15 protein-coding genes and 1 riboswitch are annotated in these 20,631 nt (G+C 43.3%); of the genes, 5 read left to right on the top strand and 10 right to left on the bottom strand.

Going from position 1 to position 20,631, the window contains the following annotated elements; translation table 11 throughout:
• Positions 1–159 precede the first annotated feature (159 nt).
• Positions 160–603: a hypothetical protein gene (locus PODO_RS03795; protein WP_036684901.1), complete on the top strand. Its 444-nt coding sequence runs from the start codon at positions 160–162 to the stop codon at positions 601–603.
• A gap of 79 nt (positions 604–682) precedes the next feature.
• Here the strand turns inward: PODO_RS03795 and gshAB are convergent, their stop codons facing one another.
• Genes gshAB through PODO_RS03780 form a run of 3 tightly spaced genes read right to left on the bottom strand, consistent with a single transcriptional unit; the run spans position 683 to position 4,808 of the window.
• Positions 683–3,013, bottom strand: a complete 2,331-nt coding sequence (gene gshAB, locus PODO_RS03790) for a bifunctional glutamate--cysteine ligase GshA/glutathione synthetase GshB (RefSeq protein ID WP_038568785.1) — start codon at positions 3,011–3,013, stop codon at positions 683–685.
• Positions 3,014–3,032: 19 nt separating this feature from the next.
• The gene (locus tag PODO_RS03785) at positions 3,033–4,406 is read right to left on the bottom strand and encodes an MATE family efflux transporter (RefSeq protein ID WP_244886421.1); all 1,374 of its coding nucleotides are present in this window, start codon (positions 4,404–4,406) and stop codon (positions 3,033–3,035) included.
• Between the two features lie 48 nt (positions 4,407–4,454).
• On the bottom strand, positions 4,455–4,808 hold the full coding sequence (locus tag PODO_RS03780; RefSeq protein WP_038568784.1) for a MerR family transcriptional regulator: 354 nt from the start codon (positions 4,806–4,808) through the stop codon (positions 4,455–4,457).
• 82 nt (positions 4,809–4,890) lie between these two features.
• Here PODO_RS03780 and PODO_RS03775 point away from each other — a divergent pair, with 82 nt between their 5' ends.
• From PODO_RS03775 to PODO_RS03765, 3 genes are all read left to right on the top strand, one after another.
• A complete protein-coding gene (locus PODO_RS03775; RefSeq protein ID WP_036684896.1) occupies positions 4,891–5,199 on the top strand; it encodes a hypothetical protein in 309 nt (102 codons plus the stop codon).
• A gap of 260 nt (positions 5,200–5,459) precedes the next feature.
• Positions 5,460–6,365: an ArsR/SmtB family transcription factor gene (locus PODO_RS03770; RefSeq protein ID WP_038568783.1), complete on the top strand. Its 906-nt coding sequence runs from the start codon at positions 5,460–5,462 to the stop codon at positions 6,363–6,365.
• 75 nt (positions 6,366–6,440) lie between these two features.
• Positions 6,441–7,715 (top strand): MFS transporter, encoded by a 1,275-nt coding sequence (locus tag PODO_RS03765; protein ID WP_038568782.1) that lies wholly within the window; start codon positions 6,441–6,443, stop codon positions 7,713–7,715.
• Between the two features lie 453 nt (positions 7,716–8,168).
• On the opposite strand, the gene PODO_RS03755 is transcribed toward PODO_RS03765, so the two are convergent.
• From PODO_RS03755 to PODO_RS03735, 5 genes are all read right to left on the bottom strand, one after another.
• Complete coding sequence (locus tag PODO_RS03755; RefSeq protein ID WP_036684891.1) at positions 8,169–8,897, bottom strand: ECF transporter S component; 729 nt, start codon at positions 8,895–8,897, stop codon at positions 8,169–8,171.
• Positions 8,879–10,549, bottom strand: a complete 1,671-nt coding sequence (locus PODO_RS03750; RefSeq protein ID WP_038568779.1) for an ABC transporter ATP-binding protein — start codon at positions 10,547–10,549, stop codon at positions 8,879–8,881. Before PODO_RS03750 ends, PODO_RS03755 begins: the two co-directional genes overlap by 19 nt.
• Positions 10,522–11,412, bottom strand: a complete 891-nt coding sequence (locus PODO_RS03745) for an energy-coupling factor transporter transmembrane component T (protein WP_076098685.1) — start codon at positions 11,410–11,412, stop codon at positions 10,522–10,524. The genes PODO_RS03750 and PODO_RS03745 overlap by 28 nt, the downstream gene beginning before the upstream one ends.
• On the bottom strand, positions 11,412–12,401 hold the full coding sequence (locus tag PODO_RS03740; RefSeq protein WP_038568777.1) for a DUF4430 domain-containing protein: 990 nt from the start codon (positions 12,399–12,401) through the stop codon (positions 11,412–11,414). The genes PODO_RS03745 and PODO_RS03740 overlap by 1 nt, the downstream gene beginning before the upstream one ends.
• A 71-nt stretch (positions 12,402–12,472) precedes the next feature.
• Positions 12,473–17,146, bottom strand: coding sequence for an S-layer homology domain-containing protein (locus PODO_RS03735; RefSeq protein WP_038568776.1), 4,674 nt, complete (start codon positions 17,144–17,146; stop codon positions 12,473–12,475).
• 164 nt (positions 17,147–17,310) lie between these two features.
• Positions 17,311–17,511: riboswitch (cobalamin riboswitch) on the bottom strand.
• A 342-nt stretch (positions 17,512–17,853) separates the two neighbouring features.
• On the opposite strand from PODO_RS03735, the gene PODO_RS03730 reads away from it, so the two are divergent.
• Positions 17,854–19,575: a cellulase family glycosylhydrolase gene (locus tag PODO_RS03730; protein ID WP_038568775.1), complete on the top strand. Its 1,722-nt coding sequence runs from the start codon at positions 17,854–17,856 to the stop codon at positions 19,573–19,575.
• A gap of 70 nt (positions 19,576–19,645) precedes the next feature.
• Here PODO_RS03730 and PODO_RS03725 read toward each other — a convergent pair whose 3' ends face one another.
• Together PODO_RS03725 and PODO_RS03720 are read right to left on the bottom strand one after the other, a co-directional pair.
• Entirely contained in the window at positions 19,646–19,939 is a 294-nt protein-coding gene (locus tag PODO_RS03725) for a hypothetical protein (protein ID WP_038568774.1), read from the bottom strand.
• Between the two features lie 20 nt (positions 19,940–19,959).
• Positions 19,960–20,541, bottom strand: coding sequence for a hypothetical protein (locus PODO_RS03720; RefSeq protein ID WP_038568773.1), 582 nt, complete (start codon positions 20,539–20,541; stop codon positions 19,960–19,962).
• Positions 20,542–20,631: the final 90 nt, after the last annotated feature.

Here is a 20,631-nt window from a genome sequence, read left to right as displayed (position 1 = left end):
TGTTTGATAATAGCTCCCGCCTTTCCTTAAACTTCTAACCCTTCTTTCATTTAACACTTGATCATCAAGCCATGCAAGTAGGTAGCTGATGAATTACATAGCAAATCCAAGAGTTAACTCTCCTTCTATCATATTCTATTTCTAGGAGGTGAATATAATATGACCATTCAGTTTGTAGATTTAAGACTATCCAACCAAGCTGCTTCGGATGCTACACCAGCAGTTATTCCACTAGCAGCGACTCCCCTTGTTTTTGGGGATATTGGTATTCAGACCGCAGGCGTGTCGGCTGAGAATCAAGGCAATGTCCGCGTACTTTTGACCGGATTTCTAAAAGTAGAAAACAATCCTCTTTTCAATACCAATACCGTTAATGTTCGCAGAAACGGAACGATCATTTTCACCACGACATTTGGGGTTGCGATCAGCAGAGAAAATGAAGCTTTCGGTTTTACAGCAGTAGATATTCCACCACCAGCGGCTGTCGCAACAGGTCAAATTCAGTACACAGCAGAGATCTTCACAAATGCAGCTGCAACAGATCCCTTTAATAATGTCCAAGCCAGAAACTTTAGTGGTGTTGCAGCTGCGGGCAACTCCTAACATGAACATGTAGTGGGTGGGAAGCGGATTTCTCCTTTAAAAACAGAAGCTCAACCAAAGGTACTGGTTGAGCTTCTGTTTATTCCCCAAATAATAGATCCAGAATCCGTTCATCCGCCTTTCGGTTCTTCCCTTTATAAGGATAACAATGAATATGAATCGCTGGATTAAAGTTAATCTCAATAACGCTATAGTTGGTAGCATTGGCTTCTTCCTTGATGTCATCAATCATCATATCCACTCCACAAAAAGTGGCGCCCGCAGCTTTAGCCGCTTGAATCGCCAGAGCCTTATAACTATCTGGGATCTCATCCGTAAAATCCAGGCTGTCACCACCCGTGCTAATATTAGAGTTCTCCCGAAGATAGATGACTTCGTTTAATGGAGGAATATCACTCCAAGCCTGAGCGTGGTTGTTCAAGAACATCGCTTCTGCTTCACCGATCTGAATTTTCTCAAGTGGTGTCTTGTACCCGCGGCCTCTTAACGGATCCTTATTCTTCTCGTGCACCAGTTGTTCAATCGTATGTACACCATCTCCAATCACATTCGCAGGAACACGGTGCAATACTCCGACTACTTCATCACCCATGACAAGAAAACGATATTCTTTTCCCGTCATGAACTCCTCTAGTAGCACAGTTCGATCAAATTCGAAGGCGATTTCGAAAGCTTTTTGATAATCTTCTTTAGAGAAGTCGTCTGTAAAAATAGTAATGCCGAGTCCAAAATTGGTTGATTTGGGCTTAATCACAATAGCCTTGTTACGGTAAGTGCTATGCGCATTCATTGCCTCTTCCAGATTTCGAAAAGCTTCTCCTGCGGGAACCCGAATGCCTTGCTGTTTAAGAACTTCTTTCGTAACGATCTTATTCTCCATGATTAATACCGTACTATAAGAATCAAGGGAGGTCTTCGTAGCTTGCTTAATATATTCTTTATGATCACCTTGCGTAAGCACTACAAAGTTCTCTTCCCGATCGATCAATTGAAACTTAATGCCACGTTTAACCGCTGCCTTCAAAAGAAGCTGTGTAGATAGCTCCAGATCCTCATATCCCACAAAACGGTATCCATTCGCAAGACTTTCCTTAGCATATTGTTTAGCTTTATTCAGATGGTATTGTACAAAAGAGGATTGCTGAACTTTCGACTTCACAATAGCTGCAAAGCTCCGGTCTGGCTCTACAATTTTATTCTTAGCTCCATGCAAAACGTTCAAAAACAGTTCATTCTCCGGGTTCAACAGTTGGATCATATCCTGCATCTCATGAATACAAGTTAATGCCTGCTGCTCCATCGTTGTACATGAATCCCCGTAATCATGCAAACATCCCTTTATTCCTTCCATGATTAGTTGATCATGATTAAGATTCGCCAGCTTCTGATCCTCTACTCCGAACGGTTCGTCCTCCTTCAGCAGCATATACAGGATAAAAAGATGAATGAAAATCATCGTTTCTTTGCCGATTCCTATTTTGTAGAGTGGATTCAAATCAATAAACCGAAGCTCCAAATAAGCTATCCCATCTTGCATCAGTTCCTCTAAAGGATGTTTGCCTCTTGCTGTCTTCACTCTAACCGGACTATAAAACTCTTTTACACTTAATAATTCTTCCGATTCGATCAAAGCTTGTAAATCATGAACATAATCCTTTAACGAAGCAAAAGATACATAAAGAGGTTTTTCGTTTCGATACCCACATTCGCTATTCCGCAGTGAATTCATATTCTGATAATAAAAGCTTTTGTCGTCATCTGATTCCCCGCGAGCTACACATTGTTCCATATATGTCTTATCAAAAACAGGGCTGGCGCCTGTTAAATAGATGAGAAGCCAACGGTACCGCAATAGGTTGCGGGCTATTTTTAAGTAGGTAGCGTCTTTGAATTCTTTAAAGCTCACCTGCGGATCTGCGATGTCATGAAGCTGTCGCAGAAATTGTTCATCAAAAGAGAAATTGTAATGGATTCCGCTCAGCAATTGTCTTTTGCGACCGTATTTGTCTGCTAGCTGATGTCTGTATTCATCCTCAATCGGATTACCCATCTTGGCAATGGGGATGTCCTGATCATTCGGTAACCTCGGAGGATTACTACTTGGCCACAGATATTCTTCCTTGAGCTCAAGCGACACAATATCCTGCAGCGCCTCCAGAAAGTTATAAGTCTCATCAATAGAATCAAAAGAGGGGGTGACCATTTCAATTTGACTCTCTGAGAAGTCGGTTTGAATATACGGGTTCTCCATTTTGTTGCCAAAAGCTTTAGGATGTGGTGTCAGCGCCAGTCTTCCCTCTGGATCCACTCTGACATTTTCTTTTTCCAGTCCAAATTCGCCGTGAAAAAGCTCCTTATTCAAATGGTTATCCCTTAGAAGCTGTATGAGTTTACGATTTAATAAAGCCATTTCAACGATCATCCTTTGCTTAGTAGTTTATCTGCTGTTTGTTCATTTTGAATAAAGATCTTCTAAACCAGAACACAAGAATAACCCCTTTAAACACACTGCTTAGAGCAATCGACATCCACACCCCATTCAGGCCAAAAGGTTCGGATAAAATCAAGGCTAGTGGAATTCGCAGTGCAGTAAATGTAATACTGAAGATCGGCGGGATATGAGTTTGGCCAATGCCGTTAAAAGCACCTACTGTCATCAATTCCATACACATAAATAATTGTGAGTAGCCAATGATGCGCATATAATCAGTGCCTAATTCCAGGCTTGTCTGATCTGATAAAAACAAGGAAAATAGCTGCTGCGGGAACGCAATAAATATAAGCGATATGATCACGCCAAAGATGGAGGTTAAGATCAAAGCCTTACGATATCCCTGCCCTATACGGTCCAATCGGCGTGCTCCATAATTTTGTCCAAAAAAGGCAGCAATAGCTCCCTGTAGTCCTCCAATAGTCATATAAGAAATAGATTCAATTTGAATCCCTACTTTTTGCACCGCAATCGCATCCGCGCCAAAACGTACTATGATCTTAGCAATGACGATCGATATGAGCGTAAAGGTGACCCGTTGGATTGTGATCGGAAGTCCCATACGGATTACTTCTTTCATTTGACGACTGTCCCATGCTGATGTGTTCGAAATGATTTCTGACTTTCTTGTCTTTATGATAAAAAGAGCCGTAACTAAAATGTTCGCTGTCAATGTTGCCGTGGCCGCCCCCGCTACTCCCCAACCTTCAAAACTGCCCCAGCCAAAAATTAAAAATGGATCAAGGACGATATTAACCATAAGACCAACGGAGAAGATCTGAAACGGTTGTTTACTATTTCCCATCGAGTTTAAGAGTGTGGCAAACAAAGTATTTACGATGGAAAATACCGTCCCGAAGATCGAAATCATTAAAAATTGTCGTGCCATCCGTTCAACTTCATCACTTCCAAGATCAAAAAAACCAATCAACTGATTGTTGGTCAACAGAACTAAACTCATATAGAGAAGTCCTAATAAAATAGACATCATAAACCCGTTTTTCATATAAGATTTAGCCTTCTCTATCTGGCCAGATCCCATACAAAACGCAACCTTAATCCCTGTACCGATCGTAATCATAGTCGACAATGCAATCGCTAGATTAATGAAAAAACTCGCCGTGCCAATCGCGGCAACAGGACCACTTCCTAATCTTCCAACCCAAATCATATCGACGAGGCCATAAGTTGTGGAGATGAAATTCGTCGCAATAATGGGAAGCGTTAATTTCATTAAGGTAGGCATAATAGGACCCTGAGTCAAATCATTCATGCCCTGCAATTCCTTCAAATCTAATAACACCTTCTTCATCTGATTTTCAGATTTATTATATAACCAAACACTTATATAATCAATTGATTATATTTCAGCAATCTGTTGGACCAGCCTTTCAAGCATCTGTATCCGATTACGGAGTTCCAATTCTTCTTGTCTCAATCCGTCCAGCTGAAGATTCAGAGATTCACCTACTTCCTTAATCAACTTTGCATGGCCACACCCATAACTCCTTTTCAATTTAAAAATAGACTGGATATCCCTTAGTATAACTCCATAACTTTTCAACTCTTGAATGACAAAATAATCTGCCAGATGCTGCTCTGTATACATCCGTTTACCATCTGGTCCCTTGGACATAATCAAGTCCAGATCCTCATAATGTCTGATGGTGTCTTTCGTAGTTCCTGTTAGGGCTATAAATTCACCGATTCGCAAAAGTACAACCTCCTCCATACAAATATAAATTGACACGGGGTTAACCCCGCAACGTTTAATTTTATTAATGGGGGTGCATCAAATGATAGGTTCAAGCCTTATAATCTTGTATGGAATGGTTAGTGTGCTTGGGGCAGTGGGGATTCTAATTAAGGGCTCCGCTAAATCTGCTGTGGGTTATATTTATTTGTTTTTGCTTTCTCATATTACGTTAGTCGTCATCACCCTTTATGCCTTATGTAAACCGCTTAACTTCATTTGGTTTATTATCGGTTTTCTCACCTGTCTTATCTCCCGATGGCTCAACGGTAAGTTTGTCTTCGGTAGGAATAACTGGCTTCATTACTTTATTGTTGCGCTGATCTTTGCTGTGGGCTACTTCTTAACCTAGTCTCTTCATTATGAGCCTGAAGACAGAAAGTGGAACTCCTAAAAAGTATATAAATTGTGTAGACATCAAAAGCCAGTTCCTAGTGCACAAAATGTGCCTACCGGAACTGTCTTTTTTTCGTAATTAAAATTTCTTTTGTTTTTCAGTCGAATGGCTATTGAAAACGAATTTTAGTTCGTTTACAATAAAACTAATAATAAGTTCTATAATTATAGAACAAATAATTGTTTCAGTAACTTACTCAAAGAATGGAGAAGCTCATGGAATATAAAGTAGAAGTCGATTTTGCCCCCATGTATGAATGTGTGAACAGTATGACTGCTTTTCTAAGCAAGCAGAACCATACTGCTATGGATTCCGGTAAGCTCTGGGTACGTGAAGTCCAAGCAAGATTTGCCCCGATGTTGCTTCGTAAAATGCAAGAGGTCGTTAAGAAACTTGATGATTTCAGTTTGGCTCCCTATATTTGGTGCTGTCCAGTAGAACGTTCGGTTAGCAGCTTTCTGGATTGGTTTGATGGGTTAACTTCGGGTGAACTGTATGAAATATCTGGACGTTTCGGCCAATCGGTCCCCTCTAATCTTTCCGAGCTAAGAGACACTGCCTCTGACATCCTGCGCGAATGGAACGCGGGTTACTTCAATGGAATCGACCCTAATATCCTCAAAGGGCTTGAACAGGAAGCCGAGTCAAGACGAACGACACTGAATGGGAACAATGATATGGAAGTCTTTGAAGCAGCAACCGACGGAATGCGCCTCTATCCAACCGAACGTCTGAAGAAGGTCATTATCATTCCGCAATATCATGCCCGCCCACTGGTCACCACCTCTATGTTTGATGAATTCGTGTTCACTAGCTACTCTTGTGATGTTCTCCCTCCCGAAGCTGGCCGGCCTGCTCCAGCACTACTTCGACTTACCCGGGCACTCTCGGATGAGACGCGGCTGTATATCCTTCGTCTGCTTACAGGCAAGCAGTTGAATTTCACGGAAATCGTGCGGGAAGTCGGACTTTCTAAAAGTACAATCCACTACCATCTGATCGCGTTGCGCGCAGCAGGGCTGGTCATTGTCCATACCAACGTTAAAAGCACATCGTACAGCCTGCGATTGGAAGCCTTAAATGGGCTACCGCAGCAGATTGGGTCGTATTTGGAGAATTAAGCATAAACGCCTTAAGCGTCCTTATAAGGACGGTAAGCGTATATGCGAGAAATATAAGAAAGGAGTGAACAGGCTATGATAAAACGCAGCTATTATGGTTTACTCTCAACCATAACTTTAAGTGCTTTTGGGGATGCTTTTGGCTTGTTGGCTATGGAATGGCTCGTCTATGAGCTGACGGGTTCCAAACTAGCGATGGGAGCACTCGCGCTCAGCTCCGGCATACCTGAGCTGCTGCTGCGCTTGCTGGGCTCGCCGCTGTCCGACCGACTCCACCGGGTACGCTTTATGGCCTGCTTGGCAGCCATTCGCCTGTTAGCTATAGCACTGCCGCTAGGCATGGGTCTGGCTGGCCAACTGCAGCTGTGGCATCTGTTTGTCGCTGCTGGTCTCAGCGGGGCCTGCGCCGCTCTGTTCATGCCAACAGCCATGGCTGTTATTCCCGGCGTTGCCGATAGCCGGAAGCTGGTGCGGGCTTTTGCTATCATCGATGGCAGCAAAAGTGCAGCAGTCTTGCTAGGCCCCGCCCTGGCTGGGGCGTTGACCGCTGCCAGTGGAGCACTGCCAGCCCTTAGCATCAACATGTTATGTTACGTTGCGGCCATCACTACCTTGCTGTGCCTGCAGAAGCTACCCAAGCCCTCTCCAGCTCCAGGCCGTTTCTCCATTACCGTCTATGTTCGCGAAATAGCTGAGGGTTTTACCTTCTATAAACAATTCCCCGCCATGCTTACGATAATGATGATGGCCTCTATTAGTAATCTAAGCTCCATTGCCGTCTGGACCATGATGGTTCCTTTTGTACGCGAAGTGCTCCACCGTGATGCGGCGACGATGGGCACACTTAGTACAGTTTTCGCACTTGGAACCTTAGTCGGGCTAAGCATCATTTCCATGATAGGGGAAATTAAAAAGAGGCGGTTTGTCATGCTCGGCAGTCTGGGGACCATCGGTTTAGTAACAACATTATGGGGGTTATTTCCTAGTTTTTCTTTTGCTCTCGCCGCCGTATTCGCCACCGGAACGATAGCTCCCTTCTTCGGTTCCTTAAGCTCTTCACTCCATGGACGTCTGGTTCCGGGTAATCTGCAAGGAAGAGTCAACTCCATCCGTTTTTTAATCGGTGGCGGCTTGCAGCCTTTTGGTGCTTTTGCCGGCGCCGCGATTGCTGAACTCTATGGCGTGCCTGCGCTTTTTGTCATCGCCGGATTGCTTCCACTGCTCTGTGCCAGCGCTGCCTTGCTGCTCCCCGGACTCAAAACACTGGACGGCGACCTCTCCACACTTGAAGCCACTCATAAGCAGCCCGATGCTGGGGTTCCCCCGCACAAAGTTGTTGCTGAACGTTAAGTGAATCAAAAAAACAGGCGATGCCGGATACCGGAACATCGCCTGTTTTTATAAGTTTTCACCTAGGAGCATCGCTACTAGGTATATTCTCTTTTCAGTGGCTTGTCACAGTGGCTTGATTCGTAGCCACTAGTTCCCCTCCCCCTTCCGCTAAAAACTGAAGCGGGAGGCGCTGAGCCTTTAGTTTGTGTGTTTGTGTGTTTCTGTTTTGGAATTCGCGCTGATAGCAGCGGAGAGAACGGACTGATTGTGGAAAAGCGTGATCGTTCGCCCGAAAGCTTTCCGAAGGAAAGCTCACTTCGTAAGCATATGCTGTGTCCGGATTTTACCGTTGAGGTTAAAAATTCAAAAAAATCTGGACACAACAGCGATTGGAACAATAGTCCGTTCTCGGAGCGTCCGCCAGCGTAAAAAGCCCACAGCGCACAACGTCCAAAAGCTAACACCAAGAACCTAAGGCTCAATCAACCCATATTTCGTTTTTATCCGATCCAACTTCTCAATCATAGGATTAGCAATAAAAAACAAAAATACCACCGTCGAGATCGCATGCACCATATCAAACCAAAAACCTGAAATATAAGTGGTCATTAAAGCCGGCCAGGAGAACTCTGAAGTGAACATCATCAACGAGCCTATATTGATAATGCCTCCGTATACGAAAAACGTCGCTAAGCCTCCGAATATACATAGCGAAAGCTTATTCTTTTTAAGCAGACCCTTCTTGAAGAAAATGCCCGCCAGGAAGCCAATGATGCCAAAACAAAACATTTGCCAAGGCGTCCAAGGACCCTGCCCAAAGAAGAAATTCGAGACAAAACCTGCAACAGCGCCAACCAGAAACCCTGCCTCCGCACCCAAGCTTACCCCTGCGATGATGACAATAGCAACCACTGGCTTAAACTGCGGCAACATAAAAAAGGCTGCGCGTCCCGCCACGGCAATGGCTGCTAACACTGCTATAACAATCAGCTCCCTCGCCTGCGGCTTCCGGTTCTCGAACACCATCGCAAAAGGAATCATCGTATAGATAACTATTAATAGACTGATAAAATAATACTTCCGATCATTTAGCACAAAGATGCCTAATAAAATCGTAGCTGGAATGACTATGAGGATTAGTAGTGCCGCTAATAAAGTTCGACGACTCAAACGACGATCCGTTATCTGCTTCTTTGACATAAATCAATCACACCCTCTATCGTTACTCCCTCATTCCATACATGACGCGCCATACGGTTGGCGGCCGTTGTATAGAAGCTGTTTCCCGCAAAAAACTTCTGTGCTTCATTCGTAGTGATGATACTTCCATCAAAAAACATGGCGCAGACCTCAGCATACTTAGCACAAAATTCAACGTCATGCGAGACCATTACAATAGTAACGCCTTCGGCATTGAGCTTTTGCAGGAATACGGCTAGCTTCTCTTTGAAGGGTCCATCCAGTCCTTTGGTCGGTTCATCCAACAGCAGAATCTTTGGTTCTAACAAAAGGACCTTCGCCAACGCTGCACGCTGTTGTTCTCCCCCGCTGAGATCATACGGATGCATGGAGAGGAGATGTTCCAGTTCTGCGAACTTAACCACAGCTTCAACTCTGGCGTTTTTTTCTTCCTTCGTCAAAGAGAGCTGGGATAACATTTCATATAAATCTAGCTCGACTGTTTTTTTCACAAATAAGGTTTGCGGATTTTGCGGGAGGATACCCAGATTGTTAGTAAACAACGCTTTGGCATTCATCTTCGCAGGGTTGCTCCCGCCGATAAGAACTTTCCCTCTATAAGGCTGAAGGATTCCGCTCATCAGCGACAGCGTCGATGTCTTCCCTGTTCCATTCCCGCCAACAATACAATAAAATTGCCCTTGCTTCACTTCAAACGACAAATCTTTAATGACATTCGGCCCATTTTTATCATATTTAAACCATACGTCCTTAAACTTTATGACTACAGGGCCGGCTTCTTTCGTGCTAGGCTGAGTTTCTGCCATCGTTGCAGGAGTCTTACCCTTTAGAAAAGCATCCAACCATTGGCGTCCTTCCTTTACAGTAACAGGCCACACTAAGTCATGATCTACTCCTGCAACAATCTGCATCGGTGAGGGCATGGACAGAAACATCGGATGGTTCAGCTTACATAAAACCTCGCCCACCTTTTGCGGGGGATCATCAGCTATCACAGCTCCCTCATTCAGCACAATCAACCGATCTGTAAGCGGAAGAACATCCTCTAGACGATGCTCGGTCATGATCACGGTTGTTCCCAGCTCACGATTTATTTTTTTGACCGTCTCCAGAAAATCGGAAGCCGCAATAGGATCTAGCTGGGAGGTAGGCTCATCGAGGATTAGAACCGAGGGATGCATAGCCATTATGGATGCTAAGTTAAGCAGCTGCTTCTGGCCGCCTGATAGCTCGGTCACACTTTTATGAAACCAGGTCTGGATCCCAAAAAAACTAGCCATTTCCGCCACACGCAGGCGAATCGTAGAATTATCGTACCCTAAGCTCTCAAGCCCAAAAGCAAGCTCATGCCATACTTTATCTGTCACAATTTGATTGTCCGGACTTTGGAGTACATAACCAATTTCCGCTGCCTGTGTGCGTTGATCGATCTCCTCTACAGGTTGACCCTTATAATAAATTGCCCCTTGGCGATTGCCATGTGGGGTTAGGATTGTTTTCAGTTGTCTAAGCAGAGTGCTTTTGCCACAGCCTGACTTTCCACAAATGGTAATGAAGTCTCCACTTTCAATCGTAAGATTAATATTCGAAAGAGCCGCTTGCTCTTGTTCAGGAAAAGTAAAGCTTAGTTCTTCGATTCGATAGATTTCCATTTCATTTCCTCCACCATATTGATGAGCACTGGGATCATACATAACGCAAAATAAGCGATATATATAAGAATACTAAAAGGTGTAATTGTGCTCGCTTTAATCGACGGATAGAATCTCATGGTGTTCTCACCCAACACTGCCCCTACGGCTACCAGCGCAATTAAGCCTGTCATGATCAAGAGAACTACTTTGTCTCGGGCATCTAACCGAAAGATAGAAAAGCTTGTACGGCCCGGCAATCCATACCCTCTCGATCTCATGGAATCCGCTGTCTCAATCGCATTTTCCAAAGCCCAGGTGGTCATAATGGAGAGAATCGTAATCCCATTCCGCGCACGCGCGAGGAGATTTCCCTGTGAGACATCCCGGCCTATACATTTTTGAGCATTAGAAATCACCTTGATTTGCGCTAAATATCTAGGAACAAAACGAAGCACCATCGAAAAAATCAACGACAGTGCCGGCAGTATTTTTCCGAATATATAAATAAACTTATCCGAGGTCATCACGACGTTATAACAGGAGAACCAAATAATTACCGTCACAAACATACACGCCGCTGCCACGCCATAAAGAATCGATTCCTTCGTAATGGGGTTCCCGTTGTTTAAATAGAACAAGATCGTTACCCCTTGATGATTAAAAACAGGATTCATCACTGCCATAAATAGCAGAAAAGGAATCATGTAAAGCAGATTAAATCGGATGCCCTTTTTTCCTTTTAACATAATTGAGTAGGCTACAGCACTACTAAGGGCGATCACCTGAAATATAGGATGCATAAACACCATGCTAAACAGCAATACAACAACAAAATATAGAAAATTCACAAACGGATGAAAGGTAGAAAAGCTATCCTTCATTATTTCTGAGCTCCTCCTGTGGCTACATACCCACCTACATCTCGACCTAGATCACAAGTGTATACCCAATCAATGACATCGCCATCTTTGAGAACATAACGGCTACTGCCGTAGTTAGGGAACCAGCCATTTACTTTGTACATCCATCCACTGAGCTCTCCAGCATCAAATTCATACAGATTATTTATGCCTTCAATATAATTACTGTTATAGATCGGCGTCATGCTAAATTCCATATGGATTTTATTCTTCTTCATTTCTCTTAGTAGAACATCAAACACAGACTCACCTTCATAAAAGGTTACCTTCTGCGCTTTATAAATGATACCATCTGCCGGCAATACTTCAAGCTTATCCTCATTAAAAATATCCATGTTATCTAAAATTGTTGCCGCTGAGACGGACAAGGTAGCCGTTAATTGCTTCTTCTTATCTACTGTTGCATCTTGCCATTCCACTGGTTTAGGTTTCCCGCTCGGCACTGGATCGGTAAGAAATTTATCCTTTTTCGGTTCCTGCTTGGTTTCTGTTGTCGCTACTTTTGAATCAGGTTTTGTTACGGGTTTTGCCGTCGCTTTCGTTTCCGGCACGGGCGTTTTAGCCGCTTTCGGCGTTGCGGTCGGTTGCTTCGTTGCAGCAGGTTTTGTTGTTACGACCGGTGTTACAACTTCTGTTGGTGCTGCAGTTCCTGTTGGTGTTACAGCTTCCGTTGGTGTTGCCGATTCATTTGGTTTTAGGGTTTCAATAGGCTTAGCTGTTTCACTTGGCGTAGCTGACGGTGTTATCTCTGTTGTCTCAGTAGCGATTGCCTCAGTGGGTTCAACATCAACATTTGTTGCGGAAGCAGTGTTCTCTGGCTCTATAACCTGTGTCTCAACGCTACTATTAGCGACCTTGTTTGGGCTCTTCTGGTAATCCCCGCCCCAAAAGAAGGCGATAGCCAATACACCTATGATTAGTATCGCTGTTAACCATTTCTTCTTGTTCATTTCTCTAGTCCCACCTTAAATAATAAGCAAGGGTATACACGCTACCCTTGCTTATCTCTCTAAATAAAATTCTATTTGACGTCTGTCATATCATAAAGACGTGTCTGGCCATTAACGAGCCGATCATAGGAAACCAGTGCATACATCGCCTGATCCGTAGCCATAAGATCTACTTCTCCTGGTTGCGCGCCTCCATTGCCTACTCCACCCTGCTTCACGTGATAAAAGCCACCTTCAGGTGCAGCAAAACTAAGCAATGCGTCTACTGCGGAATGTCCATTTTTAATAAATCTGGAATCCTTATGCGGGTCAATACCAAGGCCAGTTAAAGCTACAATCACCTGAGCGATGCTTTCGGAATTTGTAGATTCCCAGCTTGCAAAACCACCGTCTGCTGTCTGTGTTTTGGATAACCAAGCAATCCCCCGGTCCACAGCAGCTATTACTTTGGCGTTGGTTTTGTAATAAGGCGTTAAGCCTTGAATGACCATCCCCGTGATATCTGGATCAGCCGCTGTAGCATTACTGCCTAGTGCCCATCCACCGCCGCTGATCTCTCTGCCCAAAATATAATCAATGAGCATCTCTCTAGTCGTCTGCGTCTTTACATCCTTAACCACTGGAATGTCGTAATGATTACTGTCCAGTGCAATGAGAGCAAACACAGGTCCATTAATACCTTGCTTAATTACAGTATCAAAATCCGCGAGCGGTTCCAGTAGGTTATAACCCGCCACTTTATCAATATTTTTGTTGATTGAAGTTAATGCCAAAATAACTCTATCATATTCCGTATATTTTACGCTATGCAGCTTCCCTGATTTTTCTTTAAGAGTCGCTTCTACATTTGCATAGTACTTAGTGTAATAACTATCTGGAACCTTCACACCTGAACGTGCCAGCCCGAAGACTGTCCAGTCCCCGCCAACCGAGGAGATGACCGGGTTTGTTACTGTTTTTTGCAAAAAGGCAGCTGTGTTCTGAATGTAAGAACTAACTGCTGTATTCTGAATAGTTGGACTAACCACTTTGTTCCCACTCTTATAATCATGGGTTCTAGTAGCTACAACAGCCGCCATTTCTCTGGTTACTAGCTCTTTAGGCTTAAATTGATTATCATCACCTAACATCAAACCAGTCGCAACAACGGTCTCTACATCTGCTTTGGCCCATGCCGATACTGTGTTGATATCTTTAATCGCTGTTCCAGGCTTCGTCGCCGGGATGGCCAATGCTCTGACGATAATTGCGGCCATCTGCTCACGAGTAATCTTGTCATTCGGCTTAAATTCATTATTAAAGCCTGTGATTAGACCTGCCTTATGCGCAGCATTCACATATGGATAGAACCAATCGCCTAGAGCGACATCCTTATAGGTAATGCCTTTATCACTCTTAATATCAAGTTCTAATGCAGAAACGAGAATCTTAGTGAACTCCGCTCTTGTGATATAAGCCTTCGGATTCACCTGACCATTGTTCCCTTGGATATATCCTTTTACTGTAGCTGTTTCAATCGCTGAATAGGCCCAGGAAGAGATCTTATCAGCATCTGTATACAGTTGTTTAATATCATTCGTATTCTGGGTAGGATCCTTAGGAGTCACTGTTGGAGATGGACTCACATTTGGATCACCACTGCCTTCCGGAGTAGCTCCCCCACCAGGAGCCGGAGTAGCACCAGGCTTAGGCGTTGGGGTTGGGCTCATCGTTGGTATCGGTGCATTTAGATCCACACCCAAATTCGTAGTATAACGCCACTGAATTCTGTCCCCGGCACTTAGGTCATATGAAGATGCACCATAATTAGGATATTTCCCATTCACATTATACATCCATCCACTGCCGCTGCCATGGTCAAATTCCCCATCACCAGCTATGGATTCAACATATACACTTCCAAAGTCACTGTTCCAGGAATCTCTATAGTCGATACCGCGGCTATCCAGCACTCTTTTTAGTACAGACCACACTGTGTCACCAGATTGTAGCTCTACCTGTACAGATGGAACAACATATCCCTTATTAATCGTAAGCTTATCCACGGACAGGATTACATATGGTTTCGATGGAGTGGTTCCGCCACCATTGTTGCCGCCATTTCCTTCACCATTTCCACTACCATTACCTCCGCCATTACCGTTACCACCGTCGCCGCCAGGTGTTTGTACTGCACTGGAAGCATAAGCAATGTAGTCAGTGAAGTGATTGGTTTTTACAATTAAATCATTTCCACTATCATAGGCATACTCAGACTTACCGCTTGCAAAACCTAAGTCATCACTTGCAAATTTTTGAATGGCATGAGGAGTGCCATTTTGAATATAAGCTGCATCTTTTCCTTTAAGGTCCTTAAAGGTTAACGTAATAAATTGACTGAATTCTACTCTTGCACTACCACCCATGGAAAATGTTTGAAGAATGTTATCAAGCTTCTTGTCCCCGGGAATAATCTGATTCACGCTATCTTTTAGTGCAGATTCTCCACCGGTTAAAGCTGAAATCAGTTCAATTGCAGAGGCATCCCCACTTGTAACTTTTGCACCCTTAGGAATGACTACAGATACGTTACCTTTTATGGCCTCTATCTGAGGAAGGTCGCTGTTACTTGGTAAATTGACACTAACCTTCGATTGATTTCCCTCCGGAATAGCTACTGTGATTTCTTTGTTGCTATCTCCAGTGCTGATCGGAACGATATAATCATTAGCGTCATTTGGGATTTCAACTTTCGGGTTCTCCCCAGAAGGTAACGGAAATTCTTTCGGACCCTCTGGTTGCCCAGGCCCCGGTTCTTCTGGTTGTTCCACTTTCACATCATTCATATCAAAGAGACGGTTGCTATGATTGATCAGACGATCATAAGACACAAGTGCATACGTACCTTGGTCCGTTGCCATATTGTCCACTTTGCCTGTGAGGATATGCTTAAATCCACCCTCAGGTGCAGCAAAGCTAAGCAGTGCATCAATAAGCGAATTTCCACTTTTAACAAATCTAGCGTCCGTGTGCGGATCTACGCCCACACCAGTTAAGGCTACAATTACCTGTGAGATACTTTCGCTGCTAGTGCTTCCCCAGCTTGTAAATCCGCCTTGATTGTTTTGGTTATCGGACAGCCATTGGATGGCCCGATCCACGGCGGCTTTTACATCATCTCGGGTTGCATAATAAGGTGCAAGAGCTTGCATCGCCATCGCAGTCATATCGACATCTGCTTTGGTTACGCCTAATGCCCAGCCACCAGCTTCTTCTGTACCTTTTTTAACCTCTTTATCTAAAATATACTGAACTAGTTTTTCTCTTGTGGTCTGTTCTGTAACTCCATCAACTACAGGGATCTCATAGTTATGGCTATCTAGCGCAATCAGAGCAAAAATCGGACCATTATTGCCTTGCTTTTGGATATATTGATAATCAGCGAGTGCTTTTCTCAGATCATATCCCGCAACATTTGTGATATCTTTTCCGATAGAGGTAAGCCCTAGAATCGCTCTGGAATTCTCTGTGCTTTTATTGGCGTCGAGTTTTCCATCCTCTTTAATGATCGATGCTATTTTCGTCGCTACATTGTTGTAATAAAGATCGTAATAACCGTTAGGTACTGTATAGTTCGCCCGTGCCAGAGAAAGGATCGACCATTCTCCACTACCTGTACCAAACGACGGATTCTTTACAGTGTTTAGAATATAGGCAAGGCTTTTATCTAACTGTTGTTTGACGGCAACTGTAGTTTCCAGTTTGTAAGTAACTTGATAAGTTACATTTGTTTTGTTTCCAGCTCCGTCAAGAGCCGTTACAGTAATTGCATTACTGCCTGAATTCAGAGAAGCTTTGTACTCCCCATTCGCAGGTGATAAAGTAACACCATTCAGCTTCACTTCTGGAATGATGTCACTATATACATTGTCTGTGACAGCTACTTTGAAGCTTATTTCTTTATTGGATACTTCCTGTTTATCTTGTATGCCACTTACTGTAATAACAGGGGGTTCTATGTCTAATGCATGGTTAAGCCCTACAAGTGCATGATCTACACTTATTTGAGAGCTTGCCATATTTTCGAGCACGGAATAGGCTTGATAAACTGCCGATTGTACTACTGGTCTGTCCAAAATAGTTTCTTTATTAGGGTCACTGTTAATCTCGGCGATTTCCGCAGTTAAAGCATCCTTATTGGCAAGTTGAACGGGGATTTCTCCCCAGCCACCAAGATCAGAACCATAGCCATAAGTGGTGAACTGAGTTCGAATGATGTCACCGTCTTGAGGCTTATAATCGGTCATCCCAAACGGAGGAAACACATTATTTACTGCATACATCCAACCCGACATGGAGGTGTAGTCAAACTGACTTAACCACTCTGGGTCTGCTTTAGTGCCGACTGTATTCCCATCGGCTGAAATCATATCTAAAATATATTGTGGAATATTGACTTCGCTTCTGCCACTATCTTTAACTTCTGATAAATAAAAACCACTATCTATATTTCCTAAATGTCTATAATTCCCATCTCCTAGCGCACGTGTTATTAAAGATGCGCCATTATCGCCTTCATAAATCGGAACTTTAATAGGTTCCTTAATATACCCTTGGCCTAAGGTGAATTTCTCTACGGATACAGATACATACCCTTTAAGGGTAGAGCTTGCTCCATTTGCTTGAGCTGGGATAACACTTGTAGAGAATGTCGTGATAAATACAGCTACAATGAGTAACCACGCTAAAAACTTATTTTTCTTCATTTTTCCATAACCCTTCCCTTCATACCTATGATAAAAAACAGAATAAACTTTCTTATAACCACAAAAAAAACCACTCAACATAAACGTCAAGAGGTTAAGATAGTGAACCACAATACTAGCTGGCAAACACTATTCAAGCACCTCTCTATCGATCGTAGAGTTTGATGGTGTAACAGAAAAAGGCAGATATTCTGGCTCAAGTATCATCACCCTTGCTGCCTTCCCAGTTTCCCAGTGGCATTTTGCAAGGACTCCTCTTTTACAGCGGCGGGACCGCGCGGGATTCACACCCGCTTTCCATTTAACCAATCTATGATTGTACTTCCGCAACATTCATAGTTGGCACCTATTTCTAATTTTAAATTTTCATGCTTCATCATATCTAATATATATGCTTTTGTCATGTTATATTTCTTTTTTGTATAACGGGCAGCTAGAGATAATCCTATTGAATAACCAATTTCTACGAGTAGGGATATTTAAATAATTTCTTTATCCAACTGTGGGGAAAATTAATTTAAATCACTAATTCTTATATGAATTTGCCACAAATTAGTAAGGTACTCGCTGAGTGAATTCTATGTTAGGGTATATTCAGAAAGCGTTTACAAAAATAACATTGGAGGTGTTCGTGTTCATCTAACCACCAAGTACAGCGTCAAAGCCAGGTCCAAGCATCCTAAATTTATCTCACAAAGGAGAATTCAATGACTACGCGAATCCAGAAATCCTTCTTATCATTGACACTTGTCACCGCTCTTCTGCTCTCTCTGTTCTCATCCATGGCTGCAGCTGCAACTAAGGATGAGCAACAAGCTAAGGCAGCGCCAAAGAGTAAGATCCAATCCTATGTAGACGAAATGCAGCCCGGATGGAACCTCGGTAATACTTTAGATGCTACAGGTGAGGACGAAACCTCCTGGGGCAATCCTCGTGTGACCCAAGAACTTATTAAAAAGATCGCCGCTCAAGGCTATAAAAGTATTCGGATTCCTGTGACCTGGGATACTCACATGGGTGCGGCACCAGACTATACCCTAGAAAAAGCCTACCTCGACCGTGTGGAAGAAGTTGTCGGCTGGGCACTGGACGCCAAGCTTTATGTCATGATTAATGTCCATCATGATTCCTGGCTATGGGTAAGCCATATGGAAGAAAAACACGATGAAACGCTGGCGCGTTATAATGCAGCCTGGACTCAAATTGCCGATCGCTTTAAGGACAAATCCGATAAGCTGATGTTCGAGAGCATAAATGAGCCTCGGTTCACCGATGGTGGAAGCACAGACGAAGCAAAAATGGAGCAAATGCTTACTGAACTCAATAACTCCTTCTATCAGATCGTGCGGAAATCCGGTGGGAAAAACGACCTCCGCCCACTTGTATTGCCTTCATTAGAGTCTTCACCTACACAAACAAGAATGGATCATCTCTATAAGACGATTACGGCTCTAAACGATCCGAATATTATTGCGACCGTTCACTTCTATGGCTTCTGGCCTTTTAGTGTGAACATTGCCGGCTACACCACATTTGAAAAAGATACAAAAAACGATATCACTCAAACTTTTGATAACGTTTACAATACATTTGTAGCTAAAGGCATCCCTGTCATCGTCGGCGAATTTGGTTTATTAGGTTTCGATAAAGACACGGGTGTGATTGAACAGGGCGAGAAGCTTAAATTCTTCGAGTATCTGACTTATTATTTGAAAGAAAAGAAAATGACTTCCATGCTCTGGGATAACGGGCAGCATTTCAATCGTAAAACTTATAAGTGGTCTGATCCTGAACTCCACAATGTATTAATGTCTGGTCTGAAGGAGCGTTCCTCCAGCACCGAAAGCGATTTGGTCTACCTAAAAAAAGGTGCACAAATCAAAGATACCAAGGTTAAGCTAAACCTGAACGGCAATAAGCTAACCACCATTAGTGCCAACGGAAAATATCTGACCAAAGGTAAAGATTACACATTAAATGGTGAGGAGCTCATCCTCAAAGCCAGCCAACTCAAAAAGCTCACAGCTTCCCAAAAATACGGTGAAAATGCCGTGCTGACTCTGAAATTCAACAAGGGTGTTGCGTGGAGACTTAAGGTGATTGTGTATGACACAGCTAAATTAAGCGATGCAAAAGGCACGACTGAATCCTTTGCCATTCCGACCACCTTTAATGGTAACCAGCTTGCCACAATGGAAGCTGTATATACCGCTGGTGGCAATGCAGGTCCGCAGGACTGGACTCCATTTAAGGAATTCGGCAATACCTTCTCACCTTCTTATAACACTAAAGAAATCAAGCTGCTTCCCGCGTTCTTTAAAGATGTTAAAGACGGCGAGGTTATCCTAAAATTCCACTTCTGGAATGGGGATATCATCACCTACAAGATCACGAAGAGCGGAGCAAACGTTGTAGGAAAGTCCTCTTAAGCATCCGTCCTGTTAACAACACAAATAGGGGTGTCCCTACGCGGGAACACCCCTATTTGTATTGTACCCATCACATATTAACCTCGTCATACGAAATTATCATCAACCGATAAATTAAATAAACGCCAAGATAGGCTCCGGTAATAAGAAACATTGGATTTAAAAATATCGCATGGATCGAGGTCATAAATACAGCATGATCCCTTAATATTTCGTAAATCGCCAAAGCGGAAATATTTCCAAAGATAATCGCACTTAAGACCGAAGCAACATTGAATACCATACGCCACTTTATCGATTTACCTTGTAACATCAGCATGACAATGGGAACAATAATACTACCAAGTACGATTAGAAATTTCATCCAGTCACCTCGGTAAATTTTTAATCGTCCAGTTCCACGCTTTCGATTTGTCCGTCTGCATTTACCGTCCACTCGATTTCAACGCCATTATTTAATCCGAGCTTGTCTTCATCTTCAATGACTATATGATCAGGAATCGTTAAGGTTTGCTCTTTACCGCCCTCCACTTGAACGGTAATCTGTTTATCCTTAACCGCAGTGATCCTTCCGTCATATTCAATCTGCTGCAAAACAATCTTTTGATTCTGATCTGTAATGGTAACCCGCTTGCCACCGTCGCTTAACAGTTCAACCTTTTTATGATAGCTATCTTTTAACGAAACATCCTTGATAACTCTCTGAATGCTCACTCCCTCTGGAAGTTCCCCAGTATTTGAACCGGGTGACGCAGATGTCATGGGTTGTTCTGTTGCGTTATTCGTAGGCGCAGGTGTAGTAGCTTCTGCAGAAGGTGCTGTGGTTTCTACTTGAGCCGTTGGAGTAGCCACTTGAGTCTCATCCGCTGCTTTAGTGCATCCACTTAACAATACCGTACATGCACAAATACAACAAAGAATTGTAGCCCTGGTAAAACGTTGTGTTGTTCCTTTATTCGATCTCATCTTTTACCCCCGCATTTTAATGTATTCTTTTTTATATAGTGGACATAGTTTTACCTCTTATCTTCCTTTTATTCACCAGAATAAGGCCAT

The sequence above is a fragment of the Paenibacillus odorifer genome, assembly GCF_000758725.1.
Taxonomy (GTDB): Bacteria; Bacillota; Bacilli; order Paenibacillales; family Paenibacillaceae; genus Paenibacillus_AQ; species Paenibacillus_AQ odorifer.
This window is presented reverse-complemented; position numbering and strand designations above follow the sequence as displayed.

Bases quoted from the DNA above. Each gene is read 5' to 3' on its own strand.
- PODO_RS03795 (WP_036684901.1), top strand. From the start codon at position 160: ATGACCATTCAGTTTGTAGATTTAAGACTATCCAACCAAGCTGCTTCG.
- gshAB (WP_038568785.1), bottom strand. From the start codon at position 3,013: ATGGCTTTATTAAATCGTAAACTCATACAGCTTCTAAGGGATAACCAT.
- PODO_RS03785 (WP_244886421.1), bottom strand. From the start codon at position 4,406: ATGAAGAAGGTGTTATTAGATTTGAAGGAATTGCAGGGCATGAATGAT.
- PODO_RS03775 (WP_036684896.1), top strand. From the start codon at position 4,891: ATGATAGGTTCAAGCCTTATAATCTTGTATGGAATGGTTAGTGTGCTT.
- PODO_RS03770 (WP_038568783.1), top strand. From the start codon at position 5,460: ATGGAATATAAAGTAGAAGTCGATTTTGCCCCCATGTATGAATGTGTG.
- PODO_RS03765 (WP_038568782.1), top strand. From the start codon at position 6,441: ATGATAAAACGCAGCTATTATGGTTTACTCTCAACCATAACTTTAAGT.
- PODO_RS03755 (WP_036684891.1), bottom strand. From the start codon at position 8,897: ATGTCAAAGAAGCAGATAACGGATCGTCGTTTGAGTCGTCGAACTTTA.
- PODO_RS03750 (WP_038568779.1), bottom strand. From the start codon at position 10,549: ATGGAAATCTATCGAATCGAAGAACTAAGCTTTACTTTTCCTGAACAA.
- PODO_RS03745 (WP_076098685.1), bottom strand. From the start codon at position 11,412: ATGAAGGATAGCTTTTCTACCTTTCATCCGTTTGTGAATTTTCTATAT.
- PODO_RS03740 (WP_038568777.1), bottom strand. From the start codon at position 12,401: ATGAACAAGAAGAAATGGTTAACAGCGATACTAATCATAGGTGTATTG.
- PODO_RS03735 (WP_038568776.1), bottom strand. From the start codon at position 17,146: ATGAAGAAAAATAAGTTTTTAGCGTGGTTACTCATTGTAGCTGTATTT.
- PODO_RS03730 (WP_038568775.1), top strand. From the start codon at position 17,854: ATGACTACGCGAATCCAGAAATCCTTCTTATCATTGACACTTGTCACC.
- PODO_RS03725 (WP_038568774.1), bottom strand. From the start codon at position 19,939: ATGAAATTTCTAATCGTACTTGGTAGTATTATTGTTCCCATTGTCATG.
- PODO_RS03720 (WP_038568773.1), bottom strand. From the start codon at position 20,541: ATGAGATCGAATAAAGGAACAACACAACGTTTTACCAGGGCTACAATT.